Consider the following 26,862-nt stretch of genomic DNA (forward strand, 5'->3'; position numbering starts at 1 on the left):
ATGGACCGACTGGACAGCGAAATCCTCGGCATCCTGCAGGAGGATGCGCGGATCTCCTACCGCGATCTGGGGGTACGGGTCGGGCTCAGCGCCAACGCCGCCGCCGACCGGGTCCGCCGTATGCGCCGCGAGGGCGTGATCCGGGGCTTCACGACGCTGGTCGACCCGGCGGCCGACACCCGCGCGGGCCTGATCGTCTTCATCGATGTCACGCTGCGCCTCGATACCACCAACGAGGACTTCGAGAAGGCTGTGCTCAAGTTCCCGGGCATCACCGAGGTCGTCCATGTGACGGGCGAACACGACTATCTCCTGCGAGCCCGCGCCGCCGATCCGCCCGCCCTGGACGGCCTGCTGCGCCGCCTCAAGCGCGAGGCCGGCGTGGCCCAGTCCAGCACCCGGATCGCGCTGAGGTCCGCCCGCTAGCGCGGGGCCCGCGGGCCGACCCCGGCGGTCGACAGCCCGGTGATCCGGCCGCGCCCGGGGGCGATGACCCCGGGCGCGGCGTATCGCGCACCGGTCGGGCCGGCGGCGGAAGCCGACGATCCGCGGGCGGTGGCGCGCAGTTCGAGGCGGTGCCGACGCTCCATGCCCGCCCTCAGCCGGCTTCGCCCAGCGGATCGAGGACCCTCGACTGGATCTTGCCCTCCATCATCGCGCCGAGGCCGAGCACCGCGCAGATGTCGGGCCGTTCGGCGATGCCCACCGGCATCCCGGTCGCGTCGCGCAGCATCTGGTCCAGGCCCGGCAGCAGCGCGCTGCCGCCGACCATCATGATTCCGCGGTCGGCGAGATCGGCGACCAGGTCCGGCGGGCAGTCGCGCAGCACCTTGCCGATGCCGTCCAGCACGGAGGTGAGCGGAGTGTGGATGGCGTTCCGTACGGCGGCGGTGTCGACCTTCACCGAGCGGGCGAGGCCGGTGGCGACGTCCCGGCCGTGGATCTCCGTCGACGAGGGCCCGTGGGTGTTCAGCCCGTTGCCGTGCAGGGCCAGCTGGAGGGGCCGGACCGACTGGCTGGGCAGCATCAGTTCGTGCTGGTGGCGCAGGTGCTGGATCACCGCGTGGTCGATGGCGTTACCGCCGACCGGGATGCGCTCGGCGGTCACGATCGCGCCGAGCGAGAGCACGGCGACCTGCGTGGTGGCCGCCCCGCACACCATGATCATGGTCGCGGTGGGCTCCTCCACGGGCAGCCCGCAGCCGACGGCCGCGGCGATCAGGGTGTCGACCAGTTCGACCCGGCGGGCACCGAGGCCGACCAGGGTCTCGACTGCGGCGCGTTGCGCCAGCGGGTCGCTGTCGTGCGGGGTGCAGGCGGCGGCGCGCAGTCGCGGCTTGCGGCGCAGCTGGCGGCTGAGCTTCTCGCCGAGGAGATGACGGAGCATCCGCTGGGCCATGTCGATGTCGACGACGGTGCCGCCGGAGACAGGGCGGGTGACGCGGATGTAGTCGGGCGTACGGCCCGTCATCTTTTCGGCGAGTGCGCCTACGGCGATCAGCGCCCCCGTGCGCGTGTTCACGGCGGCCACGCTCGGCTCGTCGACGACGAGCCCGGCCCCCTTCACGAACACCCGAGTCCTCGCGGCCCCCAGGTCGACGGCGACATGGCAACGGCGCAACTGCTCAAGGCTGACGGTCACAGCGGATCCTCCCGAGTGCGGTACTTGTTCGCATCGTGCGATCGCCTCGAGCGGTGCGCGCGCTGGGTGAGCCGGTCGGGGGTACGGAACTGACGACCCGACAGATTCGTTCAGCCGATCGGCCTCAGGCCACCGTCAGCCGCTGCAACAGACCCCAGGTGAACTCCGCGACGCATGACTCGCCGCCGGGCAGGGTGAGCCCCAGCCTCCATCTGGTCGGTGCCGACCCCTCCATCGGCCTCGCCGGGGGGAAGGCTCCGGCCACTTCGTCCACCGTGCACGACCAGGGCCTCAGATCCTGCACCGTGCGCAGCTCGGGACCCGGCGCCCCCGGGGCGCGTACCAGCCACTCGTTCCACACCGCTCCACTGTCCGTGGCCAGCACCTCGAAGCGCAGATCGGGCCAGAGCGGTACGGGCCACAGCAGCGCCTCGCACTCCAGGTCGCCGATCCTTCGCCGTACGGACTGTTCCGGCGCACCGAGCACCGAGCGGTAGCGGGCGAGCGCACCGCGGGTTCTCCGGGCGCGGACCATCGCCTGCCAGCGGCGGTTGGACTCACGCATCTCGGCGAGCGAGGCGCCCAGTTCGCGGCGGGCGTCCTCGACGAGCCCCGGTTGGTGGTCGGCCATCCGGCGGAGCAGTACCAGCTGGAAGTCGCGCGGCCCGAAAGGTGCGGCAGTGGTCATGCCAGACATCCTGCCCCGTCGGGCACCGCGAGCCACGAGCGGTCCCAGCGAGCTCGACGCGCCGCGGAAGTGAAGATTCCACACAAGATCCTCACAGGGCGCTCCACCTCTGGTACCCCCGCGCCGCATAGCCTGCGGGCGCCATGGATTACTGCAACCAGTGTCGTAGGCACCTCAACGGGGCCCTGGCCTGCGCCGGATGCGGTACGCCCGTTGAGGAGCTCAGGCGTCACCACCCCAGCGCACCCGCGGCGGAACACGTCTATGAACTGGACGAGGTCTCCGAGCCCGTGGGCCATCGGCGTTCGCGCCGCCAGCCTCCGCCGCGCCGCAGATCCGCAGGTACCCGCCGGGCACGCAAACGGCGAGGCCGCAAGGTGCTGCTCGGCACGGTCGGCCTGGTGCTGGCGGCAGGCGCGCTGAGTCTGGCGGAGCTGGCCACCGAGAACAAGGGCGACGACGGTGCCGCCACCGCCGTGAAGGAAGACCCGAGCGTCGAGACGGAGCCCGCGCCCGAGCCCACGGACGTCGATGTGACCCCCGAGGGTCCGGATCCGGTGACGGAACCGCCCGTCTCCGAGTCCGCTGCGGTACGTCCCACGGGAACAGGGTCCGGCGCGGGCAGCGGCAGCGGCAGTGGCTCCGGCACTGGCAGTGGCAGTGGCGGTGACGGAAAGCAGGCCACGAGCGGCCCGGCGTCGCCCTCGTCCTCCGCCGCCCAGCCCTCCGGCAGTGCGCAGCCCTCGTCCTCCGGGCAGCCGAGCCCCTCGGCCCCGGGCGGCGGAACGCAGCCTTCCGCCGAGCCGACGCCGACGGCGAGCCCCACACAGTGCAACCGCTTCCTCTGGTGGTGTCTGTAGAGGACCCGCCTAGGGCGCGGAAGTCTCCTCGCCCAGCATTCGCTTGAGCAGGTCCCGCAGCACCGTCCGCTCCTCGTCGGAGAGCCCCGCCAGTGGCTCGCGCGCGAAGTTCAGCGATTCCCGCAGTCGGCGCGCGGTGACCCTGCCCTCCTCGGTCGGGGCGGCGACCTTGACCCTGCGGTCGTTCGGATCGGGGCGGCGCTCCACCAGCCCCCTGGCCTCCAGCCGGTCGATGATCCCGGTGACGTTCGACGGCTCGCACTTCAGCTTCTGCGCGATACGGCGCATCGGCGTCGGCTCCACGGTCAGCAGCCCCAGCACCCGCGCCTGGGCCCCGGTGAGTGAGTGCTCGGCCGCGGCCTGCTCGTACTCCGTGTAGTAGCGGGCCACGACGGTGCCGATGAGCTCGACGACTTCGACGGTCAGGGGATCAGTTCGTGGAGTGGCCATGAACGCAAGGATACCCAGTTACTTGACAACATGAAATATCCAGGAGCATGGTTCTTTCAGAAGGTGAAGCTTTTTCTAGGAGGAACGCAGCATGTCCGCACTTCCCGCATCCGGCCGTGAATGGCACCTCGTCGCCCGCCCGCACGGCTGGCCCAAGGCGGAGGACTTCGCTCTGCGTGAGACCCCGGTGACCGCGCCGGGCGAGGGGCAGATCCTCGTACGCAACCTGCACTTCTCGGTCGACCCGTACATGCGCGGCCGGATGAACGACGTCAAGTCCTACGTCCCGCCGTTCAAGCTCGACCACCCGATGGACGGCGGCGCGGTCGGCGAGGTCATCGCCTCGAACGCCGAGGGCTTCGCGGTCGGTGACCACATACTGCACGGCCTCGGCTGGCGCGAGTACGCCACGGTGAACGCCAAGCACGCCACCAAGGTCGACGCCTCGCTCGCCCCGCTCTCCGCCTACCTCGGCGTGCTCGGCATGACGGGCCTCACCGCCTACGCCGGACTCTTCGAGGTCGCCTCCTTCAAGGCGGGCGACGTGGTCTTCGTCTCCGGCGCGGCCGGCGCCGTCGGCAGCCAGGTCGGCCAGATGGCCAAGCTCAAGGGCGCTTCCCGCGTCATCGGCTCGGCGGGCTCGGACGAGAAGGTCAAGCTCCTCGTCGAGGAGTACGGCTTCGACGCCGCCTTCAACTACAAGAACGGCCCCGTCGGCGAGCAGCTGAAGGAAGCCGCCCCCGACGGCATCGACGTCTACTTCGACAACGTCGGCGGCGACCACCTCGAGGCTGCGATCTCCTCGCTCAACGTGCACGGCCGGGCGACCATCTGCGGCATGATCGCGCAGTACAACAACACCGAGGCGACCCCCGGCCCGCGCAATATGGCGATGATCATCGGCAAGCGGCTGCGCCTCCAGGGCGTCCTCGTGGGCGACCACGCCGCGCTCCAGCCGCAGTTCGTCCAGGACGTCGCCGGCTGGATCGCCTCCGGCGAGCTCAAGTACAACGAGACGGCTGTTCAGGGCATCGAGAACGGCTTCGACGCCTTCCTCGGCCTCCTCCGTGGCGAGAACACCGGCAAGATGATCGTTTCGCTCACCCGTTAGGCTCACCGCCAGACCGCCGCGATCCGTGGGCGCGAGTCGCGGCGACACCTCAGGAGGAACCTTCCGCATGTCCATCCAGAACATAGACGTCCTCTACACCGCCGTTGCCACCGCGGAGAACGGCCGTGACGGCCGTGTCGCCTCCCACGACGGCAACCTCGATGTGGTCGTCAACCCGCCCAAGGAGATGGGCGGCAGCGGCGCCGGCACCAACCCGGAGCAGCTGTTCGCGGCCGGCTACAGCGCCTGCTTCCAGGGCGCGCTCGGTGTCGTCGCCCGCCTGGAGAAGGCCGATATCTCGGGCTCCACCGTGACCGCCTCGGTCGGCATCGGCAAGAACGAGGCCGGCGGCTTCGGCCTGGAGGTCGCGATCACCGCCTCCATCCCGAACGTCGACGAGGCCACCGCCCGGGCGCTGGTGGAGAAGGCGCACCAGGTGTGCCCGTACTCCAACGCCACCCGCGGCAACATCAAGGTCGAGCTCGCCGTCGCCTGACAACGGCACAGCTGAAGACCGAGGGCCCCACTCCCGCAGGGGAGTGAGGCCCTCGGCCGTATCACCGGGTCGCTTCGCCGCCGCTACAGCAGCAGTGCCCGGCCGATCTGCGCGAAGACACCCTTGGGGTGGTCGCGGAACAACGGCTCGGTGCCGAACAGCACGACCGGTGCGCCCGTCTTCGCTGTGCCGCGGACGATCGACGCCTTGCCGGCCGCGTCCTTCGGTCCGCCCGTACCGTCGTCCACCGGCCGCCAGTGGCCCGCGACAAGCGGGTTCCCGGAGCCGTACGACTGCTCGACGCGCACCCCGGGGCCGAGATCGGTGAACCAGAGCGGCGAGTACACGAAGCTGTGCGCGGGCGCGCCGCCGGTGACCGGGCTGCCGGCCGCGTTGACCACCCGGACCACGCCGTTCGCGTCCCCGTTGCCCGCCACCGGCCTGGCCGCGAGCAGTCCCGCCCCGGCGTTGAAGGCCGCGCCGTCCGTACCGAGAGCGACCACGGCGCCGCCGCGGGCGAGGAAGGCGTTCAGCGCGCCGCGGGCGGCCGGGTTCAGCTCCCCGTACTGCAGACCGCTGGACACATACAGGACATCCGCCTTCGACCAGTCGTAGCCCGCGTTCAGCGCGCCGGTCGAGACCGGCCGGGTCTCGAAGCCCATCTCGCGCAGCGCGAACAGCTCACCTGGGGTCACGGCCGCGGCCACCCTGGTCCGGTGCAGCTGGGCTGTGCCCTTCTCCTTCGTGGCCGAGAAGGCGACCCCGTAACGGTCGGCGAGTCCGGCCGCCGCACGACGGGCCGAGCCGGGCACGATCGCCGAACCGTCCGCCGCGCGCCGCACCGTCACGCCCTGGGCGAGCAGCGAGTTGAGAGCGGTGAGCTCCTTCGGATCGTCGAGCCGCAGCCGCAGATCCCCGAACGGGGCGACATATCCGGTCGGCGACGCGGCGTGGACCGTACGCCCCACCACATGGAGCGCACCGGTGACGACCTTGTCCACACGCGCGCCCCACAACAGCCCGAGGCTCCAGCCCGAGATGTCGTACATCGTGGAGACGTCTGCGCTGATGTCCCGGCCCCCGTCCAGGATCACGTTGGCGATGCCGCGCTTGGGCTGGCGCATGTCGACGACGTACGAACCGGCCGGATAGCCGCGGCCGGCCAGCCGGAACGGCAGGACCGCCCGCTCCACCCGTACGTCGTTGGCGACCAGATGGTCCACCAGCCGGGCCGCCGCGGTCGCCGACCTCTGCTTGCGTCCCGCCGGAATCACGTACGCCCGCGGGAAGGCCGTGGTGTACACGTCCTCGGGCCCGATGCCCGGCACCCCCGGCACGGTCTCCTCCGACACCGGCCGCTGCGCCTCGCCCGCCGCGCCCCGCCGGAACGTCTCGATCTGGTCGGCGATCACCGAAGCGCGGTGCGTACGGGTGTAGTCGAGGGTCGCGCGCATCGCCGCGCCCGCGATGTCCTTGTTGATCCGGGCACGGCGGCGAAGCTCGGCGACCGGGAGGGTGTCGTACTCCTCGTTGTTGACCGCCATCGGGAACTCGATGGTGTGCGCGGCGATCGCGCCCTGGAAGGGCATGTACTGCGGGGTGAAGATCGGCGGCCAGTCGTCCCAGCCCTCCTTCTGGTCCCGGAAGGGGATGACGGCGGGCTCGACGCCGTCCTTCGCCGGGGTATAGCCGAGCCCGTTGACGGCCTTCTCCATGCCCAGGGCATTGGCGTAGGCATTCTTCAGGAAGAGGTCGTACTCGTAGTTCTCGCCGTGCGGGGGAGTCGTCGGCTCGATCAGCGTGCCGTTGACATACCCGTGCAGATCGAGCATGACGGCCGGCTGCTTGTCGATGGCGATCTGCCGGATGGCGCGTGCCTCCGGCTGTGAGCCGGTGATGAAGTCCCGGTTGAGGTCGAAGCCGTTGGCGTTGGCGCGCGTTCCGGCGATCCGGCCGTCGGGGTTGGCCGTCACATTGAGATAGATCCGGTTCTTGGCGAGCAGCTCGGTAGTCGTGCCGTCCTTGGCCTTCGCCAGGTCCCCGATGAGCTTCAGGGCGGCGTCCGTGCCCTCCCACTCATTGCCGTGGATGTTGTTGTTGATGAAGACGGGCGTTTTGTACGAGGACTTGATCCGCTTGTCCCTGGCGGCGGCCGATGGCGAGTTCTCGATCAGCTCCCGCATCCGCTCCTGCTCGCGGGTCTGGTGGGAGCTCTCGGGCGCGGTGACGGTGACGAGATACAGCTGGTGCCCGCCGGCGGACCGCCCGGCGACCTCGACGCTGACCCGGTCGCCCAGTTTCTGCAGCGCGTTCAGCCGGGGTGCGAGCGAGTGGTACGGCGCGAGGCCCAGTTTGATCGACTTGTCCGCCGGGTTCGCGGGCGGCGGGTCGAGGACTGTTCTGCGGGGATATCCACCGCTTTTGGCGAGCTTGGGGGCTGCGGTCCCCAGCGCGTTGGCGGCGGCCGAGAGCGGGGCCTTCGCGACTGCGGTGTCGCGCCCGCCCCCTTCGCGTACGGGATGCGGGCCGTCGCGACCGGGCGCGGCGGTCGCCGCTCCGGGCGCGAGAAGCACCGCCCCGGCGAGGACGGCGGTGGCGATCAGGACGGGACGTGGCAGGCCCATGCTTACGTGCCTCCGGGGTGTGGGGATCGATCGGCACAACGATCAGTACGCAGGGGTCTACCGGTTCAACTCCCGAACAACAAGAGGCACTTGCGTGAGACACCAGGGCCGGCGTACGGCTCGGGCTGTGGTTCGCAGGTGGAGAGCGGGACTCATGGGACCCTTCCGCCGTCCTCTCCGGAATGCAGAATCCGGCACCCCGATAAGGTGGGCGTATGCATGATCTTGGGGTGGGCTTCGGCTACTTGATGAAGGGCCAGCGCTGGGTCGGCGGGCACGGCCGGTGGTTCGGCTTCGGGCTGCTGCCCGGCCTGGTGACCCTGGTGCTGTACACCGCCGCGCTCGTCTCTCTCGGTTACGGCGCGGACGATCTGACCGCCTGGGCGACGCCGTTCGCCGACGACTGGACCTCGCCCTGGCAGGGCCTGTTCCGCGGCTTCCTCACCGCGCTGGTCTTCACCTTCGGGCTGTTCCTCGCGGTGATCACCTTCACCGCGGTGACGCTGCTGGTCGGCCAGCCCTTCTACGAGTCCCTCTCCGAGCAGGTCGACCGCAGCGAGGGCGGCGACGTCCCCGAGTCCGGGCTGCCGCTCTGGCGGGAGCTGTGGATCTCCGCGCGCGATTCGCTGCGGGTCGTGGCGCGGGTGGTGCTGTACGGCGTACTGCTCTTCGCGCTCGGCTTCATCCCGGTCGTCGGCCAGACCGTCGTCCCGGCGATCGGCTTCTGCGTTTCGGGCTTCTTCCTCGCGGAGGAGCTCACAGCGGTGGCCCTCCAGCGGCGCGGCGTCGAGCTCAAGGAGCGCCTGGCGCTGCTGCGGGGCCGACGGCTGCTCACTCTCGGCTTCGGCGTGCCGCTGACCCTGGCCTTCCTCGTGCCGTTCGTGGCGGTGTTCCTGATGCCGGGCGCGGTGGCGGGCGCGACGCTGATGGTGCGGGACCTGGAGGCGCCGCCGGACGACACCGCCGCGCCGGCTCCGGCTCCGTACAGCTTCAGCAAGGACTAGAGGGGCAGGTCCGCGAGCGCGAGGCCGGGGTCCTCGGTGCCCGCGTCGGCGATGCGCCGGCCGTCCGGGCCCCAGACAGCGCTGCCGCCCCGGCACTCGCCTGCCTCGTTGTGCCCCAGGACGTTGGCGAGCACCACATACAGGCCGTTCTCCCGGGCCCGCACCGGATAGACCGTGTCGAACGAGTCGTTCTCGGTGTCCAGCACCGAACTCGCCAGATACGCCCGGCAGCCGTCGGCCTCCGCCCGCTCGGCGATGTCCGGGAAGCGGTTGTCGTAGCAGGTCGCCAGCGCGAACCGGACGCCGTCGAGGGTGAAGCGGCCGTCCTCGCTGCCTGCCGCGAAGATGTCGTTCTCGACGCCGTGCAGATGCAGCTTGTCGTAGCGCGTGAGCAGTTCGCCGCACGGCCCGATGACGAGCGAGGTGATGCCTGGCCGCCCGCTCTCCGTCCGCACCGGGCCACCCACGACGGCCGCGGCCGAGCCGGCCCGGCATGCCTCCCGTACCGGCTCGAGGCGCTCGTCGTCCTCGGCCGGCCAGAGCCCGGGATCCTTGCGGATCAGCCCCGGCTCGTATCCCGTCAGCGCGAGCTCGGGGAAGACGACGAGCCGGGCGCCCCGACCGGCCGCCGCACGGATCAGGCCGCACATGAAACGGACATTGGTTTCGATATCGCCAGGTACGGGAGTGAACTGCGCAGCCGCTGTCTTCATGCGTCCCATCATCGGCGTCTCACCATCCGGGAGGAAAGCCGGATCCGATTGATCGTGCGGCCGGTGCTGGCGAGCATCGGCGGATGACCGAACTGATCGCCGTCGCCGTCATCACCGTCCTCGCCGTCATCAGCCCGGGCGCCGACTTCGCGATGGTCGTCCGCAACAGTTGTCTCTACGGCCGTACGACAGGGCTGTTGGCGGCGGCCGGTGTCGCCGCGGGTGTGCTCGTCCACGTCACGTACACGATGCTCGGCGTCGGCCTGCTGATCGCTTCGTCGACCGCACTGTTCACCGCGATCAAGCTGGTCGGCGCGGCGTACCTCGTCCATATCGGTGTCCGCACCTTCCTCGCCCGCGCCGACCTCGCCGTCGACCTGGAGTCGAAGCCCGAACTGACCCGGCTGGGCGCGCTGCGCACCGGATTCCTCACCAACGCGCTCAACCCGAAGACGACTCTCTTCGTGGTCTCCACGTTCACCCAGGTGGTGGGCCCGGGAACGCCGGTGTGGCAGCAGGCGGGCTACGGGCTGTTCATGTCCTTCGCCCATCTCGGCTGGTTCGGTCTCGTCGCGCTTTTCTTCTCCCACTCCCGGCTGCGCACGGGCATGCTGAGGTGGCAGAAGGTACTCAACCGCTCGATCGGTTCGGTGCTGGTCGGCCTGGGCGTCACGCTCGGATTCGCCCGCTGACCGCCGCGGCCATGTCGACCGCGGCGGCCGTGCGCCTCGAGCAGCGCCTCCCGGTGGAAGCGCGCGCAGGTCAGCTCACATTGAGTGCCGTGTCGTCGATGACGAACGACGTCTGCAGCTGGGAGCCTTCCGTGCCGGTGAACTTGAGGGTGACGGTCTGCCCGGCGTACGCGCCGAGGTTGAAGCTGCGCTGGGCGTAGCCGCTCGCGGCATTGAGGTTGGAGTACGTCGCGAGCGTGGCCAGTACCGAGCCGCCGCTGTTGAGGACCTGGACCTTGAGAGTGTCGTAGGCCGTGCTGGTGGTGGTCTCGGCCGTGTCGATGTGCAGATAGAAGCTGAACGTGGCGGCCGAGCAGCCGGACGGGACGGCCACCGACTGGGAGAGGGTGTCGGTGTGGGCGGAGCCGTAGCCGCTCAGCCAGGCCTTGTACGAGCCGGTACGGGCGGCCTCACCGCTGTCGGTGGTGATGACACCGCTGCTGGCCGACCAGGACGTACTGCCGGACTCGAAGCCGGGGTTGGCAATCAGCTGGGCGGCGGTGCAGGTACCGCCTCCGCCACCACCGCCGGTGCCGTCGGAGAGCCACTCGGTGGCGTTGAGGGCGAGGGCGGCGTTGGTGCCCGCGGTGTCGTTCCAGCCGTCGTAGAGGGTGTTGCCGGACTGGCCGGTGCCGTCGTCGATGGGTGAACTGTCGCCCCAGACCGCGACCCGGCCGCTGCCGAAGGTGCTGGTGGCGAAGAAGGCGCCGGTGTTGCCGGAGTAACCGGTCCGGTAGACCAGGCCCTTGACGGCGGGGTTGTCGGCCGGCTTGAGCGTGACGGTCGTACCGCTGCGGATGATGCTGCCGGTGACCTTGCCGAAGGAGCCGTTGAGCACCGGGTTGGCGGAGTCGGTGATGGCCCTCGGGTTGTCGGTGGAGACCGACAGTGTGTCGACGGAGAAGCCGAACGGATCGGTGCTGTCGACGCTGTTGTTGCTCATCAGGTCGTTGATGACCTCGACCGCGTCGTAGCCGTCGTTGTTGCGGTCGGCGCCGGTGTGGTCGGAGACCAGGAAGAGCCCGCCGCCGTTCTGCACGAACCTCATGACTGCGGTCTTCTCGGCGGCGCTGAGCAGGACGTTCGGCTCGGGCAGTACAAAGGTGTCGAAGTTCTGCAGGTCGAGCGCGGCGCCGGTGCCGTAGGTGATGGTGTTGCCAGAAGGCAGCGTCTTCAGTGAGTAGTCGCCGGTCTTCTGCAGCGCGACACCCCAGGCGGAGAGGGCGCCGGTCCAGTCGGTCTCGGCGGAGGGCGTCGCATCCTGCGCCAGCGGGTCGGGCTGACCGGTGCCGATGATCCAGTCGGCGTTCCCGGCAGTCTCGGCCTTGCTGTTGTCGAAGAGGATCCGGTGCGGGGTTGCGGCGGCCGCCGTGGGGGCGGTGGCGGCCTGGACAGCGGTTCCGGCGATCAGGGCGGCGAACACGGCCAGGGCGCTGGTGAATGCACGTCTGTATCTTCTGGGGCTTCTGGATCCGAGCATCCGGCGTACCTCCATGAGGGGTGGGGGAGAGGCGGTGCGGGCGCTGATTCTGCGCGCGTAGAACAGCGCCCGGCGGACAGCTGGGCAACGCGCGCTTGAACGGTACATGGCAGAATTGTGACTCGACAACGATCGTGCGCCCGGTGAACCGGTTGGCAGCCCCGTCTCGACGACGGCCGCGGACCATGCCGTTTGGAGCGGTCGCCCCGGTCGGGCGGACCTGCCGCGGCGTGGCGCGAAGACGCCGCCCGTGGGGACGGCTCCCGTCGCACGAGCCCGCAGGCGCCGGTGCCGGGCTGCCCCGGCGGGCGCGTCGGCTACGCGGCGGCGGGCACCGCCGTCGGATCCGGGGCCCGCCTCGCCGGTGCGTCGAGGGCGGTGCGAGGCTGCCGCCCCCCGACGCACCGGACCCGTCAGCCCGTCGTCTCCGCCGTCACGCGGATGATCGACCGGACCTGCGCAATGATGTCCAGTCTGTTCTGCACGAACTCCGGGTCCGTGATCTCCGTCGTGTTGCCCGACCCGAACTGCAGCACCGGCGTGTGCACATGACCGCCCGGGATGGTGAGCCCCAGCCGGTCCCGCAGCAGCGTCGCGCGGTAGGCGATCTCGTTCGAGAGATAGTTGCCGCCGCCACCGGCACGCGCCGTCGAGCCGGGCGTCGGGCCGTCGGGGCGTACGACCGGTGCCGTCCCGCCCGCCGGGATCTCCGTCACCGACGTATTGTCGAACACCGGGAAGTGCCCGGTGCCGGCCGCCACGATCGCCGCGTACGGAAGCGTGGTCGTCGTCCACTGCGGCTGCGACGCCGGGTCGCCGACCGGCACCGTCTCCAGGCGCGAGAGGTTCTCGTTGTCCAGGGACCCGCCCCGCCACGCGCCGTTGGTCCGCTCGATGTCGAAGCGGCCCACCCGGCCCTGGCTCACGGTGGTGAACAGATCCGCCTTCGGGAGTTGCGGGCGCAGCGTCCGTTCGACCGTGCCGTCCGCGAAGTCCTGCCAGCGGACCGGGAAGACGGCCGTCTCGATCCGGGCGAATCCCTCGCCCGTCCGTATCCACGTCCCGTCCAGCGCCAGCGCGGTCGCGCCGGACGGATTGCTGATCCGGATGTCGCGGTCCAGCGTGAACGGGTCGAAGCCCGTCATCACGATGCGCTTGAAGCCCTTGCCCGCCGGGAGGTTCATCGAGTCCTGGCCGCGCGAGGAGCGTTCCAGACGGTCCAGCAGCTTCGTCCGCTGTGCGTCCGAGAGTCCGAACTCCGGCTGCCACTGCCGCAGTTCACGCGTCATCCCGAGCCGCGCCCAGTAGAGCGGCCGGTCGTCGTCGCGGCTCAGATCGCCGCGCGCGGGGCCGCGCCCCTGCGCCCGGTCCACTGCGCGGTCCCACAGCCGTGATCCCTGCCGTACCACGGCCCGCTCCGCCTGCCGGTACGACCTCACATCCGCCAGCGCACGAGTGAACTCCGGTGCCACGGCGTCGAATCCACTGCGCCGCAGGATCTCCTGGGGCACGGCCTCGTCGAGCCGTGCTTCCTCGACGGTGACCGGCGGCGCGGGAGCGGGCTGTACCGGAGCCTGCCGCGCGGGAGCCGGCCGGGCGGAGGCGAGGGGTGAGCCGGCGAGGGTGAGGGTGACGAAGGCGACGCCAACGACGTGCAGGCGGACGCGTATTCGGGACACGGGAATCCTTCCGTCGGGTTGCGGAAGTATCGCCTTCCGGCCGCGACCGTGGCTAGCGCGTCACTTCGGCCACAGCAGCCTCAGCAAGTCGCCGAACACCTCTGGCATGCCGACCGCGTCCGGCTCGAGCGGCCACGGGTACCGCAGCCCGTTCGTCACCGCGGCCGGCGGTCCGTGAAGCCCTTGCCGGATGGGCCTCGGTCACGCACTCGCCTCTCTGCCGACGGCGAGATCCTGTGGGGGGCGTCCAGGAGGCGGTGAACGACTGCGACCCGTTCGAGGCGTTCTGCGAAGCACCGCGCGAACGCGGCCGCGTCTCGTCACCGAGGGTGAGGAGGACGAGGTCCTCACCCGCGCGTCAACACGGTGATCGCGTCAACAAGGTGTCGGACACACCACCCTCCGCCGTCCTGTTCTCCCCGGACCGCCTCGGCCCGCAGCGCACGCCGACCAGCCGATCGCCGAGGCCGTCGAGGCCGCCCGTGCCGCCGGCACCGCGGTGGTCGTGGTCCCGAACACCGGCCGTGTCGAGTCGGAGGGCTTCGACCGCAAGGACCTGAGCTGCCCGGCCGCCACGACGATCTCGTACGGGCCGTGGCCGCCGCCGATCCGGACACGAGATCGCGCCCGTCCGCTTCGGAGCCGTGCGCCCGCTGAGCCGCCGCACCGGACGGATGGCCGGCGAAGCGGCCCGTGACCCAGGTTCAGGGCCGCGGCGGCTTCGCGGCGGTGACATTGCGGTACGCGATCTCCGCGAGCCGCTCCTGTCCGTTCCTGCTGGGGTGGAACCAGTCCCAGCGGCTCAACTGCTCGCCGCTGAACCGGTAGTCGAAGACCGCACCGCCGTCGTAGCGGCAGCGCAGATCCTTCGCGCAGACCTGCTTCAGTACCTCGTTGTACGCCACGACCCGCTCATGCACCATCGCCCGCCGCTGCTGGGCCTTCGGGCTCACGTCGTCCGAGTCGCCGAGCATCGAGGCGCAGATTCCCAGCTTCCAGATCTGCCGGCCCAGCGGGTTGCCGCGCCCGGTCGACCACAGCCGCTTCAGGTCCGGCACGCTCGACACGTACACCTGCGTCTTGGGTGCCGTACGCCGTAACCGTGCCATCGACGCCTTGAACGACGCCCGGAACCCGTGCACCGACGTCATCTTCTCCGCCGAGTCCCGGCACGCGTCATTGGCGCCGACCATCACCGTCACCAGTTCGGGTTTCTTCGCCGCCGCCTGCGCCATCTGCTCGGGCAGGTCACCGACGTCGGCCCCGGAGCGCGCGAAGTTCCAGCTCCGCTGCGCGACCGCCGCCGGCTCGCCGATCAGCCGCAACGCCAGGCTGCGTACCCTGGCGTCCGTGCCGGTCGCCCAGGACACCTCCGGGCAGTCCGAGAAGACCACACAGGCGTCGAAACCACGGGTGATGGAGTCACCGACGGCGGCAATCGAATCGGGGCTGCGGTCCCAGACCGGGGTGGGGCTGGCGGACGGCCGCCGTTTGGCGGGCGCGCCGTTTCCTCTGGCATCCGACGAGGAGTCACATCCGGCCAGCGCGCCGGTCGTCAGGAGTGCGGCGGCCGTCAGAACTGCCGCGGCGCCGCGCGAACGGCGTGTCCGGCTGGTCTTCCGCATCCCCGGTTTCCCTCCGTATCACCGGGCCCCTGACGTCTTGTCGGGTGAAAGCTTGGTGCGTACGGGCCCCTGGACCGACACTACGTCACCCCTTGGCCACCTACTCACGGTAGCTTTTTCCCCGTCGACCCAGAGGCATCGCGCCCGTCGGCTCCGGTAAATTACATCACGTCACATACTGTCCCTTTTGTGGAGTTTGACTGCCGATGCTGTTTACTGAGGCCGCTGGGAAGGCGATTCTCGTCCCACACTGGAGGTCCCGGTGACGACACGCGGCGTTCTGTACGTTCACTCCGCACCGCGCGCGCTGTGCCCGCACGTCGAATGGGCGGTCGCGGGTGTTCTTGGTGCGCGGGTCCAGCTCGACTGGATCCGGCAGCCCGCATCGCCCGGCACCTGGAGATCCGAGTTCTCCTGGCGTGCCGAGGTGGGCACAGCCTCCAAACTCGCCTCCGCGCTGCGCGGCTGGCAGATGGTGCGCTTCGAAGTGACCGCTGAGCCATGCTCCACGGCCGAGGGCGAGCGCTACAGCGCCACGCCCGACCTCGGCATCTTTCACGCCGTCACCGGGATACACGGCGACATCCTGATCCCCGAGGACCGGCTGCGCGCCGCGCTGGCCCGCTCGGCGCAGGGCGAGACGGAACTCGAGGCGGAGATCGCCAAGCTGCTCGGCAAGCCGTGGGACGACGAGCTGGAGCCGTTCAGATACGCGGGCGAGGGCGCGCCGGTCCGCTGGCTGCACCAGGTCGTCTGACGGGCGTACGGGACGGGCGTACGGGAAAGGGCCCCCACCACGCGGTGGGGGCCCTTTCCCGTACGCACCAGAAGTGCGGAGACGGTACGCGGACTCAGACGGTGCGGAAGGCCAGGACCACGTTGTGGCCGCCGAAGCCGAACGAGTTGTTGATCGCGGCGATCGTGCCCTCGGGAAGCTTGCGGGGCTCGCCACGCACGATGTCCGCGTCCACCGCCTCGTCGAGGTCGTCGATGTTGATGGTCGGCGGAGCCGTGCGGTGGTACAGCGCGAGGACCGTGGCGACGGTCTCGATGCCGCCCGCGCCGCCCAGCAGATGACCGGTCATCGACTTCGTGGCGGAGACCGCGACATGGTCGAGCTCGTCGCCCAGCACCTTGCGCAGGGCCTTGATCTCGGCGATGTCGCCCTGCGGCGTCGACGTGGCATGTGCGTTGAGGTGCGCGACCTCGGACGGCTTGAGGTCCGTGGCGTCCAGCAGGTTCTGCATCGCGGTGGCGATGCCGCGGCCGGTCGGCTCGGGCTGGGCGATGTGGTGGCTGTCCGCGGACAGACCCTGGCCCAGCACCTCGCAGTAGACCTTCGCGCCGCGCTTGGCGGCGTGCTCGGCCGACTCCAGGATGACGACACCCGCGCCCTCGCCGAGGACAAAGCCGTCACGGCCCTTGTCGTAGGGGCGAGAAGCCTTCTCGGGCTCGTCGTTGTGCTTGGACATCGCCATCATGTTGGCGAACGCCGCGATGGGCAGCGGGTGGATCGCCGCCTCCGTGCCGCCGGCGACGACCACATCGGCGCGGCCGGTACGGATCATCTCGACGGCGTAGCCGATCGCCTCGGCGCCCGACGCACAGGCGGAGACCGGGGTGTGCACGCCCGCCTGGGCGTTCACCTCCAGGCCGACGTTGGCGGAGGGGCCGTTCGGCATGAGCATGGGGACGGTGTGCGGGGAGACGCGGCGTACGCCCTTCTCCTTGAGCACGTCGTACTGGTCGAGCAGAGTCGTTACGCCACCGATGCCGGAGGCGATGACCGTACCCAGCCGCTCGGGCTGGACCTTGTCGTCCTCACCGGCCGGCGCCGTGTAGCCGGCGTCGGCCCACGCCTCGCGGGCCGCGATCAGCGCGAACTGCGCCGAGCGGTCGAGCTTCCGGGCCAGCGGGCGCGGCAGAACCTCGCCCGGGTCGACCGCGGCGAGCGCGGCGATACGGACCGGGAGGTCGGCGAAGCGTTCGCCCTCGAGGGCCTTGATACCGGAACGCCCGGCAAGCAGACCTTCCCAGGTCGATGCGCTGTCGCCACCCAACGGTGTGGTTGCGCCGATACCGGTGACGACCACGGTGCGATTGGTCGAGCTCACAGGAATTCTTTCTCCACGTGTAGGGGGTGCTGAATTGTCACGGCGCCACCGCCGGGTGGCGACAAACGCGATTCAGGCTCAGGCCTGGTGCTTGGCGATGTAGTCCGCGGCGTCGCCGACGGTCTTCAGGTTCTTGACGTCGTCGTCCGGGATCTTGACGTCGAAGCGCTCTTCGGCGGCGACGACGACCTCGACCATGGACAGCGAGTCGACGTCCAGGTCGTCGGTGAAGGACTTGTCCAGCTGGACGTCCTCGACCGGGATACCGGCGATCTCGTTCACGATCTCCGCGAGACCGGTGACGATCTCTTCCTGAGTGGCGGCCATGTGGCGCTCCTTCGGTTTGTTTCAGAGGGTGTGGCGTCCGGAAGATCCGGTGTGCCTAGGGGAGGGTAACGACCGTCGCGGCGTAGACGAGACCCGCCCCGAAGCCGATGACGAGCGCGGTGTCACCGCTCTTCGCCGCCCCGGTCGCCAGGAGCCGCTCCATGGCGAGCGGGATCGAGGCGGCCGAGGTGTTGCCGGTGGTCTCCACGTCACGGGCGACCGTGACGTGCTCCGGCAGCTTCAGAGTCTTCACCATCGAGTCGATGATCCGCATATTGGCCTGGTGCGGAATGAAGACGTCCAGGTCGTCGGCGCTGATCCCGGCCGCGTCCAGGGCCTGTTGCGCGACCTTCGCCATCTCGAAGACGGCCCAGCGGAAGACCGCCTGGCCCTCCTGCGTGATGGCCGGGAACTTCTCGACGGTGCCGTTGCGGTAGTCGTCCCACGGCACGGTCTGCTTGATGGTCTCGGACTTGTCGCCCTCGGAGCCCCAGACGGTCGGGCCGATCTCCGGCTCGTTGGACGGGCCGACGACGACCGCGCCCGCACCGTCGCCGAACAGGAAGGCCGTCGCGCGGTCCTCCAGGTCGGTGAGGTCGCTGAGCCGCTCGACGCCGATGACAAGTACATATTCCGCCGAGCCCTCGACGACCATGCCCTTGGCCAGGGTCAGGCCGTAGCCGAAGCCGGCGCAGCCCGCTGAGATGTCGAACGCGGCCGGCTTGATCGCGCCGATCTTGTCCGCGATCTCGGTGGCGACGGCAGGGGTCTGCTTGAAGTGCGAGACGGTGGAGACGATCACGCCGCCGATCTGCTGCGGGGTGATTCCGGCGTCGGCGATCGCCTTGCCGGAGGCCTCGACGGACATCGCGGCCACGGTCTCCTCGGGGGAGGCCCAGTGGCGGGTGGCGATGCCCGAGCGCGAGCGGATCCACTCGTCGGAGGAGTCGATCGTCTCGAGGATCACCTCGTTGGGCACGACACGGGTCGGGCGGTAACCGCCGACACCCATGATCCGTGCGTACGGGGCGCCCTTGCTGGGCTTGATCTTCGACATGCTCTACGGCTCCTTGTCAGGCAGAGTGCTCGGTGAGCAGCGTGCGGGCCGCGTCGAGGTCGTCGGGGGTCTTCAGCGCGAGCGTCTTCACACCCGGCAGCGCGCGCTTGGCGAGGCCGGTGAGCGTGCCGCCGGGGCAGACCTCGATCAGGGCCGTGACGCCCCGCTCCTTGAAGGTCTCCATGCACAGGTCCCAGCGGACCGGGTTGGCGACCTGGCCGACCAGCCGGGCGATGACGTCGTCGCCTCCGGAGACCGTCTGACCGTCCCTGTTCGAGACGTACGGGACGACCGGGTCGGCGACGGTGAGGCCGGCCGCGGCCTCCTGGAGGGTCGCGACCGCGGGAGCCATGTGGTGCGTGTGGAACGCTCCGGCCACCTTCAGCGCGATGACACGGGCCTTCTCCGGCTTGTCCTCTGCCAGCGCGGCGAGCTGCTCGGCGGTGCCGGCGGCGACGATCTGGCCGGCGCCGTTCACATTCGCCGGGGTCAGGCCGAGCTTCTCGAGGTGGGCGACGACCTGCTCGGGGTCGCCGCCGAGGACGGCCGACATGCCGGTCTCGGTGACCGCGGCGGCCTCGGCCATCGCCAGGCCTCGCGTGCGTACGAAACGGAGCGCGGCGGTGTCCTCGAGGACACCGGCGAACACAGCGGCGGTGATCTCACCGACGCTGTGACCCGCGACGGCACCGGCCGATACGCCCACCCGTTGTCCACCACCGCCCTCGCCCGAGGCGCTTTGGGCCGCCCCGTCGAACAGCGCGGCGGCCGACAGCAGGCCGGCGGCGACGAGCAGCGGCTGCGCCACGGCGGTGTCGCGGATTTCGTCCGCGTCGGCCTTCGTGCCGTAGTGGGCAAGGTCGAGCTCAATGGCGTCGGACCAGGCCGCGATGCGGTCGGCGGCGCCGGGGAGGTCGAGCCAGGGAGTCAGGAAGCCGGGCGTCTGAGCGCCTTGGCCGGGAGCGACGAGTACGAGCACCCTCACACTCTCTCTTGCGGACGGCCTCAACCGCCCGTGGGGACAGGGACGAAGAACCGTCAGGGGAATTGTTGGTGTTCGACAAAAGTCTAGGACTGCGAATCCCCGTCGGCCAGACGCCCCAGGATCAGCGCGATTCGCAGAGTGAACGCGGAGCGTACATCGGAGGGTGACCATCCGGTGACGTCGGTCACACGTCGCAGCCGGTAGCGCACGGTGTTGGGGTGAACGAAGAGCATCCGCGCCGCCCCCTCCAGACTGCTTGCCTGTTCCAGATAGACGCTCAGAGTTTCCAGCAGCGCCGAGCCCGCTTCTTCCAACGGTCTGTAGATCTCCTCCACCAACTGCTCGCGCGCGGCAGGGTCTGAGGCGATCGCTCGCTCCGGCAGCAGATCGTCCGCGAGAACGGGGCGCGGCGCGTCCTGCCAGGCGGAGCACGCCTTGAGCCCGGCGGCTGCGGCCTGCGCGGACCTGGTCGCGGCGAGCAGGTCGGGGATGACGGGCCCCGCGACGACGGGTCCGGCCGCATACGGCCCGATCAGCGCCTTGGCGACGTGCAGCGGATTGTCGCTGCCGCCCGCGATGACGACGAGCCGGTCACCGAGGACTCCGGTCAGGACCTGCAGCTTGGCGTGCCGGGCGGCGCGGCGGATCGCCTCGACGGTGAGCTCACTGTCCCCGTCGGGCGCGGTGCCGAGGATGACACAGACATGTTCGGGCGAGTTCCAGCCGAGCGCGGCGGCGCGGGAGACCGCGCCCTCGTCGGCCTCGCCGGACAGTACGGCGTTCACCACGAGGGATTCCAGCCGGGCGTCCCAGGCACCGCGGGCCTCGGCGGCCTGCGCGTACACCTGGGCGGTCGCGAAGGCGATCTCGCGTGCGTAGACGAGCAGCGCCTCGCGCAGGACCGACTCGTCGCCGGGAGCGGCGACCTCCTCGATCGCCGCCTCCATGACCTCGATGGTGGTGCGCACCATCTCGACGGTCTGGCGCAGCGTGATGGCCCGGGTCAGCTCGCGCGGAGCCGTACCGAAGACATCGGTCGAGATCGCCTGCGGGGTCTCCGGATGCCGGAACCACTCGGTGAACGCGGCGATGCCGGCCTGGGCGACCAGGCCGATCCAGGAACGGTTCTCCGGGGGCATCGCCCGGTACCAGGACAGCGTCTCGTCCATACGCGCGATGGCGTTCGCGGCGAGTCGGCCGGAGGACTGCTCCAGGCGGCGAAGAGTCGCGGAATGCGGGTGGGCGGGGTTCGCTGCAGGTTCGGGCACGGGGACAAGAGTGCCTTATCGGGACGGGTACGCGGAGTGGCGGGTCTCCGGACAGTCCAACCGGGCGGTGCCGCGGGGCTACGGTGGACCCGTGATTGACGTACGGCGCTCCGCCGACCGCTTCCGCGGCGGCGATCCCGCCTCGGGCATCGAGTCCCTGCACGCTTTCTCCTTCGGGCGCTTCTACGACCCGGACAACATCCGCTTCGGCGCGATACTCGCGTGCAACGAGGAGCGGCTCGAGCCCGGCGCGGGCTTCGACGAGCATCCCCACAGCCACACCGAGATCGTCACCTGGGTCGTCGAGGGCGAGCTCACGCACCGCGACTCGGCGGGCCACGCGAGCGTGGTGCGGCCCGGTGACGTCCAGCGGCTCAGCTCGGCGGGCGGGGTGCGGCATGTGGAGCGCAACGACGGGGACGCGCCGCTGGTCTTCCTGCAGCTGTGGCTCGCGCCGCTGTCGCCGGGCGGCGAGCCGTCGTACGAGATCGTGCACGGCATCGCGGACTCGACTCCCTACGCGCTCCCGCGGGCGGGCGCGATGCTGCACGTACGCCGCCTCAACGCGGGCGAGCGCACGGCGGTGCCGGACGCGGCCGCGGTGTACGTCCATGTGGTGCGGGGCGAAGTCCGGCTGGCGGACGAGGAGTTGGGTCCGGGTGACGCGGCGCGTATCAAGGACGCGGAGGGCCTGGTGCTGGCTGCGGTGGGGACCGCCGAGGTCCTGCTCTGGGAGCTGAACGAGGCGAATTCAAGCCCCGCGAGCGTTTGAGTCGCGGGTGTCCGGGGTGGAGCCCGGTTCACCCTCGGCGCAGCTCGGCCAGCACCGCGTCCGTGAACGGCGGCCACGCCTCGACGGCCCACGGCCCGAAAGCCCGGTCCGTGAGCACCACGCCGGCCGCGCGCGCGTCCGGGTCGATCCACAGGAACGTGCCGGACTGACCGAAGTGACCGAAGGTGCGCGGCGAGGACGAACTGCCCGTCCAGTGCGGTGACTTGCCGTCCCGGATCTCGAAGCCGAGACCCCAGTCGTTGGGCTTCTGATGGCCGTAGCCGGGCAGGATGCCGGACAGACCGGGATGGACGACCGTCATCGCCTCCAGGACCGTGCGGGCGTCCAGCAGCCGCGGGGCCTGCACCTCCGCGGCGAACTTCACCAGGTCCTCGACCGTCGAGACGCCGTCCCTGGCCGGAGAGCCGTCCAGCGTGGTCGCCGTCATACCCAGCGGCTCCAGCACCGCCTGGCTCAGATACTCCGCGAACGGGATCTCCGTCGCCTTGGCGATATGGTCGCCGAGCACCTCGAAGCCCGCGTTGGAGTACAGCCTGCGGGTGCCGGGCGGGGCCGTCACCCGGTGCTCGTCGAAGGCGAGTCCCGAGGTGTGGGCGAGCAGATGACGGACCGTGGAGCCTTCGGGACCGGCCGGCTCATCGAGCTCGATCGCCCCCTCCTCGTAGGCCACGAGCACCGCGTACCCCGCGAGCGGCTTGGTGACGGAGGCCAGCGGGAAACGGTGCGAGAGGGGGCCGTACGAACCGGCGACGGTTCCGTCCGCTCGTACGACGGCGGCCGCCGCGGTGGGTACCGGCCAGTTCTCGATCATCGCCAGACTCTGCATGCGTACGAGCCTAAAGGGTGAGGCGCATCGCAGGATCGGGGGTGCGGACGAAGCCGAGCGAGGCGTACAGCGGCTCGCCGTCGGACGAGGCGCGCAGGTCGATCCTGGACACGCCGCGCTCGCGGAACCAGCCGAGCAGCGCCTCCATGCAGGCCCGGGAGTAGCCACGGCGCCGCAGGTCCGGGTCGGTGGCCACGCTGAACACATAGCCGGAGGTGCCGCGCGGGTTGCCGGGGCCGCCGAGCCGGTATTCGATCGTGCCGACCGCGCAGGAAGCGAGGCCCCCGGGGCGCTCGACGACGAACGCGGTCAGGTCGCCGGCCGGGTCTGCGAGCTCCTTGCGCAGCGTGTCGACGGCGGCGGGCTGCCAGCTGACGTCGGGATTCGGCCCGAGATGCGAGTCGTGCATGACCTTGCGGAGGCGGACCAGCTCTTCGGCGTCCTGTGGGGTGGCGCGGCGGGCGAGGCTCATGCCACCGCAGGCTATTGGGGGGCGTACGAAAACTGCCATCGGTTTCTGCTTGCTTCGAGTGCACTCCAAGGTTCTAGCGTTGAGGGCATGACGGTGATCGAGAGCACGTCTGCAAGGACGGACATCTGCGCATCCGCTCCCCGTGCGCATCCCCGGCCCGACGGGCAGGACCGCTACACGATCAGCGAGGTCGTCGCCTTCACCGGGCTCACCGCGCACACCCTGCGCTGGTACGAGCGGATCGGGCTGATGTCGAACGTCGACCGGTCGCACACCGGACAGCGCCGCTTCACCAACCGTGACCTGGACTGGCTCGCCTTCGTCGGCAAGCTGCGGCTGACCGGGATGCCGGTCGCGGACATGGTCCGCTACGCCGAACTGGTGCGCGAGGGCGAGCACACGTTCGAGGCACGGCAAGAGCTGCTGGAGCGGACGCGGCGCGATGTGCGGTCGCGCATCGCGGAGCTCCAGGACACGCTCGCCGTCCTGGACCACAAGATCGAGTTTTACGCGGGCGCCCACCGGGCGCCGGAGAGGGTCTGAACCCTGATGAGCAACAGCAAGATCGCACAGGTGCGGCTCGGGACCGACGGACCGCTGGTCGGTGTGCAGGGCCTGGGCTGCATGGGCATGAGCGAGTTCTACGGAGACACCGACGAGGCGGCGGCCAAGGACACCCTGGAGGCGGCGCTCGAGGCGGGCGTCACACTCTTCGACACCGCGGACGTGTACGGGCGGGGCGCCAACGAGGAGTTCCTCGCACCGTTCTTCGGCGCGCACCGCGACGAGATAACCCTGGCCACCAAGTTCTCCATCGAGCGGACGGACGACCCGCACTACCGGGGCATCCGCAATGACCGGGCGTACATCCGGCAGGCCGTCGAGGAGAGCCTCAAGCGGCTGAAGACCGATGTCATCGATCTGTACTACATGCACCGCCGCGACCCGGCCGTGCCGTTCGCCGAGTCCGTCGGCGCGATGGCCGAGCTGGTCGAGGAGGGCAAGGTCAAGCACCTGGGGCTGAGCGAGGTCACGGGCGCGGAGCTGCGCGAGGCGCACGCCGTGCACCCGATCGCGGCCCTGCAGTCGGAGTGGTCGCTGTTCAGCCGGGACGTGGAGCGCAGCGCGGTGGGCGCGGCGGCGGAGCTGGGTGTCGCCTTCGTGCCGTACTCGCCGCTCGGCCGCGGCTTCCTGACCGGGGCGTTCGCGGACGCCGGCACGGATCTGTCGGAGGGCGACTTCCGTAGGTTCCAGCCACGCTTCACCGGCGACAACGCCAAGGCCAACGCGGCCCTCCTGGAGCCGGTCCACAAGATCGCGGCGGCGCACGGCGCGACGGCCGCCCAGGTCGCCCTCGCCTGGGTGCAGCAGCGGGCCGAGGCGCACTCGCTCGCCGTCGTCCCGATCCCGGGCACCCGCAAGAGCAGCCGGCTGCTGGAGAACGTCGCCGCGACCCGGCTGACGCTGACCGCCGAGGAGCTGGCGGTGCTCGAGCCGATCGCCGGGCTGGTGGCGGGGGAACGCTACCCGGACATGTCCTCGACGTCGGCGGCGCGCGAGGTCTGAGCCGGTCCGGAGCGCGAAGGCGCGAAGCCCGCCGTGAGCAGTGCTGCCACTGCCCGGCGGGTGTTCGACTCCCTTCGGCCACGGCGATCCGAAGGCGCGCGAACCGCCCCGCGGATGCTCTCCCGCACCGGCAGCCGCCGCCAGGTGATCACCCGCTACGAGACGCGGGCGCTCACAGCCGCGCGAGCAGCTCCGCCTTCTTCGTGCTGAACTCCTCGTCCGTCACCAGCCCCGCCTGGTGCAGCTCCCCGAGGTGCCGTATCCGCTCCGCGATGTCGGCCGGGTCGCGCCGGCCCGCCCGCAGCGCCATCGCCGGTGCCGAGTCGCTGTTCTGTACGGATTCGAGCACCGCGGCCGCGAACGGCAGCGACTCGTGCACCGGCCCGTACCTGATCCCGAAGAGCACCGCGGCCGGGTCCTGGTCCACCTGCGCGTGCCGGGCTCCGTCGTCGCAGGGCTCCTCGCCGTGCCGCAGTAGCCGCAGGTACCCGTCGAACGCCTCCGGCGACCGCCATTCGACCCCGCTCAGCTCCGTCACCGCAAAACTCTGGTCGCCCGCCCGCCACTTGGCGGACGACGCGCCCGTCCGCGACCAGCGGAAGGAGACCTGCGAGCCGTCGAAGGAGGCCTTGCCGTCGTACGCCTTGAAGTGCAGCGGGGCCTCGGGCGCGGCCACGGCGTACCGTTCGGCGGGCCGGTCCGCGTCGGTCGGCAGCAGCGTGCGCAGCTCGTCGGCGTAGTACTCGGCGAGCGTCTCGCGCTCCGCGGGCAGCACCAGGCGGTACGGGTCGCAGCCTTCCCTCAACTGCCCCGCCGCGGCCTCCATCAGCGGATCCGCGCCGTGTCTGGGCACGGCGTGCAGCACCACCGTGCCCCGCTTGCCCGGCGCGAGGGTCACCGACGCCAACGCCTCGTGGGGGATACGGCGTTCGCGAAGCGTCTGGAACAGCTTCGGCGTACGGCCCCCCCGTTCGAAGCGGATGAGCACGGAGTCGGTCTCGAACTCCCAAGTGGCTTGAATTCCGGCCAGAACGTCACCCATACGCCTCATCGTATGCGGCGTGCGCCCGCGCGTCGCCCCTCGGCGCTCACCCCGACCCACGGAGTTCTACGCGCGTCAGGCCGCTTCCTCGCCGTAAATACCGTTGCGGCAGGTGTCGTTGTCGCTCGCACAGGTCACGCTGTGGAAGGAACCGACGCCTATCTCGGCGAAGTTGCTGACGCTCTCGGTTCCCGGCTCGAAATAGCCTGCGTGTCCGATCGCGCCGGCCGCCGACATCACCCGAGCCCCGAACGCCGGCGTCACCGGGTCCTCGCCGTGGCCCAGCCCGCCGACCTCCATGTGCGGTACACCCCGGATCCAGTCGTCGCTGTCCCGCATGGCCCACACCCGGGCCCGTGAACGGAGACCGGCCACGTTCTCGGCCCGCATGCCGGGGCTGCCGGCGACCGCTATGTCGCCCACCCGATCGGGCAGCCGGCGGGCGGCGACACCGCACACCACGGAGCCGTAGCTGTGGCAGAACAGCGCGACCTTGGCGTTGCCGGGCAGCGCGGAGGTGAGCGCGGTCAGCCGGACCGCGCCGTTCTCGGCGAGCCGGCCGATGGCCGAGTCCATGCCCACACCGACGGGCGCGGTGTAGTCGGCCCAGGCGATGACAGCGGTACGGGTCCGGGGCGAGGCGGCCCGCTCGGCGGCGTACAGCGACTGGGCCATGCCGACGGGCGCGGAGTACTTGCGAGTGGACCGCTGGAAGGTGAGCAGATTGGTGTCGACGCCGGGGACGATCACGGAGACACGCTGGGCGCGGTCGAGGTCGCCGAGGACCTCGGCGACCTTGCCGGGGCCCGATGGATCGAAGGCGAGGATCTGCCGGTCCGCGCTCATGAGCGCCTCGAAGCGGTTCATCCGGCGGACCGCGTCGTGGTGGCCGTCCGCCGTGAGGTTCGGGTCGCTCACCCGCTTGCTTTCCAGCTGGAACGAACGCGCGAGGGCTTTGCGGTTGGCGCGGTAGCGCAGGGTGACCGGGGCACCGTTCAGATTGCCGATCACGAGCGGGTACCGGTCGGTGAGCTCGGACCGCTGCAGGGGACCGAGCGAGGCGAAGAAGGCGGCCAGCCGCTGCGGAGGCGTGTCGGTGCCGGGCAGCTCACGCGCACCGATCCGGGCCTTTGCCCATCCGGCCAGTTCGGCCTGGAGGGCATCACGGGGGCCGCTCTGATGCCGTACGGCGGTCCAGCCGCTCGTCGCCAGCATCATGAACACGACCGCGAGGGCGAGCAGAGTGCGCCATGCGGTCAAGGTGGGGGAGGAGTCGAAGGAAGTCACTGCGGGACACCCTAGGAGACGC

28 protein-coding genes are annotated in these 26,862 nt (G+C 70.5%); 10 read left to right on the forward strand and 18 right to left on the reverse strand.

Translation table 11 applies throughout. The features are described from left to right. Positions 1-426 (forward strand): Lrp/AsnC family transcriptional regulator, encoded by a 426-nt coding sequence (locus ACWDZ6_RS01855; RefSeq protein ID WP_326649740.1) that lies wholly within the window; start codon positions 1-3, stop codon positions 424-426. On the opposite strand, the gene ACWDZ6_RS01860 is transcribed toward ACWDZ6_RS01855, so the two are convergent. The 3 genes from ACWDZ6_RS01860 to ACWDZ6_RS01870 form a co-directional block, all read right to left on the reverse strand. After that, positions 423-590 (reverse strand): hypothetical protein, encoded by a 168-nt coding sequence (locus ACWDZ6_RS01860; protein ID WP_451501259.1) that lies wholly within the window; start codon positions 588-590, stop codon positions 423-425. The two genes, ACWDZ6_RS01855 and ACWDZ6_RS01860, sit on opposite strands and share 4 nt — an antisense overlap. 8 nt (positions 591-598) lie before the next feature. Further along, positions 599-1,642 carry a rod shape-determining protein gene (locus ACWDZ6_RS01865; RefSeq protein ID WP_366734000.1) on the reverse strand — a complete coding sequence of 348 codons (1,044 nt, stop codon included), beginning with the start codon at positions 1,640-1,642 and terminating at the stop codon, positions 599-601. 124 nt (positions 1,643-1,766) lie between these two features. After that, the gene (locus ACWDZ6_RS01870; RefSeq protein ID WP_389176958.1) at positions 1,767-2,339 is read right to left on the reverse strand and encodes a hypothetical protein; all 573 of its coding nucleotides are present in this window, start codon (positions 2,337-2,339) and stop codon (positions 1,767-1,769) included. Positions 2,340-2,473: 134 nt separating this feature from the next. On the opposite strand from ACWDZ6_RS01870, the gene ACWDZ6_RS01875 reads away from it, so the two are divergent. Then, complete coding sequence (locus ACWDZ6_RS01875; RefSeq protein WP_451501260.1) at positions 2,474-3,190, forward strand: SCO2400 family protein; 717 nt, start codon at positions 2,474-2,476, stop codon at positions 3,188-3,190. A gap of 9 nt (positions 3,191-3,199) precedes the next feature. Here ACWDZ6_RS01875 and ACWDZ6_RS01880 read toward each other — a convergent pair whose 3' ends face one another. Beyond that, a complete protein-coding gene (locus ACWDZ6_RS01880; RefSeq protein ID WP_326649736.1) occupies positions 3,200-3,640 on the reverse strand; it encodes a MarR family winged helix-turn-helix transcriptional regulator in 441 nt (146 codons plus the stop codon). 91 nt (positions 3,641-3,731) lie between these two features. Here ACWDZ6_RS01880 and ACWDZ6_RS01885 point away from each other — a divergent pair, with 91 nt between their 5' ends. Together ACWDZ6_RS01885 and ACWDZ6_RS01890 are read left to right on the forward strand one after the other, a co-directional pair. After that, positions 3,732-4,751 carry an NADP-dependent oxidoreductase gene (locus ACWDZ6_RS01885; protein WP_451501261.1) on the forward strand — a complete coding sequence of 340 codons (1,020 nt, stop codon included), beginning with the start codon at positions 3,732-3,734 and terminating at the stop codon, positions 4,749-4,751. A gap of 67 nt (positions 4,752-4,818) precedes the next feature. After that, the gene (locus tag ACWDZ6_RS01890; protein ID WP_326649734.1) at positions 4,819-5,247 is read left to right on the forward strand and encodes an organic hydroperoxide resistance protein; all 429 of its coding nucleotides are present in this window, start codon (positions 4,819-4,821) and stop codon (positions 5,245-5,247) included. A gap of 83 nt (positions 5,248-5,330) precedes the next feature. Here ACWDZ6_RS01890 and ACWDZ6_RS01895 read toward each other — a convergent pair whose 3' ends face one another. Then, positions 5,331-7,871, reverse strand: a complete 2,541-nt coding sequence (locus ACWDZ6_RS01895; RefSeq protein ID WP_451501262.1) for a M14 family zinc carboxypeptidase — start codon at positions 7,869-7,871, stop codon at positions 5,331-5,333. 215 nt (positions 7,872-8,086) lie between these two features. Here ACWDZ6_RS01895 and ACWDZ6_RS01900 point away from each other — a divergent pair, with 215 nt between their 5' ends. Next, positions 8,087-8,875 (forward strand): EI24 domain-containing protein, encoded by a 789-nt coding sequence (locus tag ACWDZ6_RS01900; RefSeq protein ID WP_451501263.1) that lies wholly within the window; start codon positions 8,087-8,089, stop codon positions 8,873-8,875. Here ACWDZ6_RS01900 and ACWDZ6_RS01905 read toward each other — a convergent pair. After that, a complete protein-coding gene (locus ACWDZ6_RS01905) occupies positions 8,872-9,588 on the reverse strand; it encodes a carbon-nitrogen hydrolase family protein (RefSeq protein ID WP_451501264.1) in 717 nt (238 codons plus the stop codon). The genes ACWDZ6_RS01900 and ACWDZ6_RS01905 overlap by 4 nt on opposite strands. 83 nt (positions 9,589-9,671) lie before the next feature. On the opposite strand from ACWDZ6_RS01905, the gene ACWDZ6_RS01910 reads away from it, so the two are divergent. Further along, complete coding sequence (locus ACWDZ6_RS01910) at positions 9,672-10,280, forward strand: LysE family translocator (protein WP_451501265.1); 609 nt, start codon at positions 9,672-9,674, stop codon at positions 10,278-10,280. A 70-nt stretch (positions 10,281-10,350) separates the two neighbouring features. Here the strand turns inward: ACWDZ6_RS01910 and ACWDZ6_RS01915 are convergent, their stop codons facing one another. The 3 genes from ACWDZ6_RS01915 to ACWDZ6_RS01925 all read right to left on the reverse strand — a co-directional run bounded on the left by ACWDZ6_RS01915 (position 10,351) and on the right by ACWDZ6_RS01925 (position 15,103). Beyond that, on the reverse strand, positions 10,351-11,799 hold the full coding sequence (locus ACWDZ6_RS01915; protein ID WP_451501266.1) for a hydrolase: 1,449 nt from the start codon (positions 11,797-11,799) through the stop codon (positions 10,351-10,353). 413 nt (positions 11,800-12,212) lie between these two features. Beyond that, positions 12,213-13,478 carry a pyroglutamyl peptidase gene (locus ACWDZ6_RS01920; protein WP_451501267.1) on the reverse strand — a complete coding sequence of 422 codons (1,266 nt, stop codon included), beginning with the start codon at positions 13,476-13,478 and terminating at the stop codon, positions 12,213-12,215. Positions 13,479-14,182: 704 nt separating this feature from the next. Continuing rightward, positions 14,183-15,103, reverse strand: a complete 921-nt coding sequence (locus ACWDZ6_RS01925) for an SGNH/GDSL hydrolase family protein (protein WP_451501268.1) — start codon at positions 15,101-15,103, stop codon at positions 14,183-14,185. A 262-nt stretch (positions 15,104-15,365) separates the two neighbouring features. Here ACWDZ6_RS01925 and ACWDZ6_RS01930 point away from each other — a divergent pair, with 262 nt between their 5' ends. Further along, complete coding sequence (locus ACWDZ6_RS01930; protein WP_326649724.1) at positions 15,366-15,860, forward strand: DUF3145 domain-containing protein; 495 nt, start codon at positions 15,366-15,368, stop codon at positions 15,858-15,860. A 94-nt stretch (positions 15,861-15,954) separates the two neighbouring features. Here the strand turns inward: ACWDZ6_RS01930 and fabF are convergent, their stop codons facing one another. The 5 genes from fabF to ACWDZ6_RS01955 form a co-directional block, all read right to left on the reverse strand. Continuing rightward, a complete protein-coding gene (fabF, locus tag ACWDZ6_RS01935; protein ID WP_326649723.1) occupies positions 15,955-17,217 on the reverse strand; it encodes a beta-ketoacyl-ACP synthase II in 1,263 nt (420 codons plus the stop codon). A gap of 78 nt (positions 17,218-17,295) precedes the next feature. Further along, entirely contained in the window at positions 17,296-17,544 is a 249-nt protein-coding gene (locus tag ACWDZ6_RS01940; protein ID WP_078077492.1) for an acyl carrier protein, read from the reverse strand. A gap of 55 nt (positions 17,545-17,599) precedes the next feature. Then, positions 17,600-18,601, reverse strand: coding sequence for a ketoacyl-ACP synthase III (locus tag ACWDZ6_RS01945; protein WP_366733989.1), 1,002 nt, complete (start codon positions 18,599-18,601; stop codon positions 17,600-17,602). 16 nt (positions 18,602-18,617) lie between these two features. After that, positions 18,618-19,580: an ACP S-malonyltransferase gene (locus tag ACWDZ6_RS01950; protein ID WP_451501269.1), complete on the reverse strand. Its 963-nt coding sequence runs from the start codon at positions 19,578-19,580 to the stop codon at positions 18,618-18,620. 89 nt (positions 19,581-19,669) lie between these two features. Beyond that, a complete protein-coding gene (locus ACWDZ6_RS01955; RefSeq protein ID WP_451501270.1) occupies positions 19,670-20,854 on the reverse strand; it encodes a PucR family transcriptional regulator in 1,185 nt (394 codons plus the stop codon). Between the two features lie 91 nt (positions 20,855-20,945). Here ACWDZ6_RS01955 and ACWDZ6_RS01960 point away from each other — a divergent pair, with 91 nt between their 5' ends. Then, a complete protein-coding gene (locus ACWDZ6_RS01960) occupies positions 20,946-21,626 on the forward strand; it encodes a pirin family protein (protein ID WP_451501271.1) in 681 nt (226 codons plus the stop codon). 28 nt (positions 21,627-21,654) lie between these two features. Here ACWDZ6_RS01960 and ACWDZ6_RS01965 read toward each other — a convergent pair whose 3' ends face one another. Beyond that, on the reverse strand, positions 21,655-22,473 hold the full coding sequence (locus ACWDZ6_RS01965) for a serine hydrolase domain-containing protein (RefSeq protein ID WP_451501272.1): 819 nt from the start codon (positions 22,471-22,473) through the stop codon (positions 21,655-21,657). A gap of 10 nt (positions 22,474-22,483) precedes the next feature. Further along, positions 22,484-22,945, reverse strand: a complete 462-nt coding sequence (locus ACWDZ6_RS01970; protein WP_451501273.1) for a GNAT family N-acetyltransferase — start codon at positions 22,943-22,945, stop codon at positions 22,484-22,486. Between the two features lie 87 nt (positions 22,946-23,032). On the opposite strand from ACWDZ6_RS01970, the gene ACWDZ6_RS01975 reads away from it, so the two are divergent. Both ACWDZ6_RS01975 and ACWDZ6_RS01980 read left to right on the forward strand, forming a co-directional pair. Next, entirely contained in the window at positions 23,033-23,488 is a 456-nt protein-coding gene (locus ACWDZ6_RS01975) for a MerR family transcriptional regulator (RefSeq protein ID WP_351445051.1), read from the forward strand. Between the two features lie 6 nt (positions 23,489-23,494). After that, on the forward strand, positions 23,495-24,511 hold the full coding sequence (locus tag ACWDZ6_RS01980) for an aldo/keto reductase (protein WP_451501274.1): 1,017 nt from the start codon (positions 23,495-23,497) through the stop codon (positions 24,509-24,511). Between the two features lie 172 nt (positions 24,512-24,683). Here the strand turns inward: ACWDZ6_RS01980 and ACWDZ6_RS01985 are convergent, their stop codons facing one another. Both ACWDZ6_RS01985 and ACWDZ6_RS01990 read right to left on the reverse strand, forming a co-directional pair. After that, positions 24,684-25,553: a DUF4429 domain-containing protein gene (locus tag ACWDZ6_RS01985; protein ID WP_451501275.1), complete on the reverse strand. Its 870-nt coding sequence runs from the start codon at positions 25,551-25,553 to the stop codon at positions 24,684-24,686. 75 nt (positions 25,554-25,628) lie between these two features. Next, positions 25,629-26,840 carry an alpha/beta hydrolase gene (locus ACWDZ6_RS01990; RefSeq protein WP_451501276.1) on the reverse strand — a complete coding sequence of 404 codons (1,212 nt, stop codon included), beginning with the start codon at positions 26,838-26,840 and terminating at the stop codon, positions 25,629-25,631. Positions 26,841-26,862: the final 22 nt, after the last annotated feature.

Source organism: Streptomyces sp. NPDC002926, from assembly GCF_053591755.1.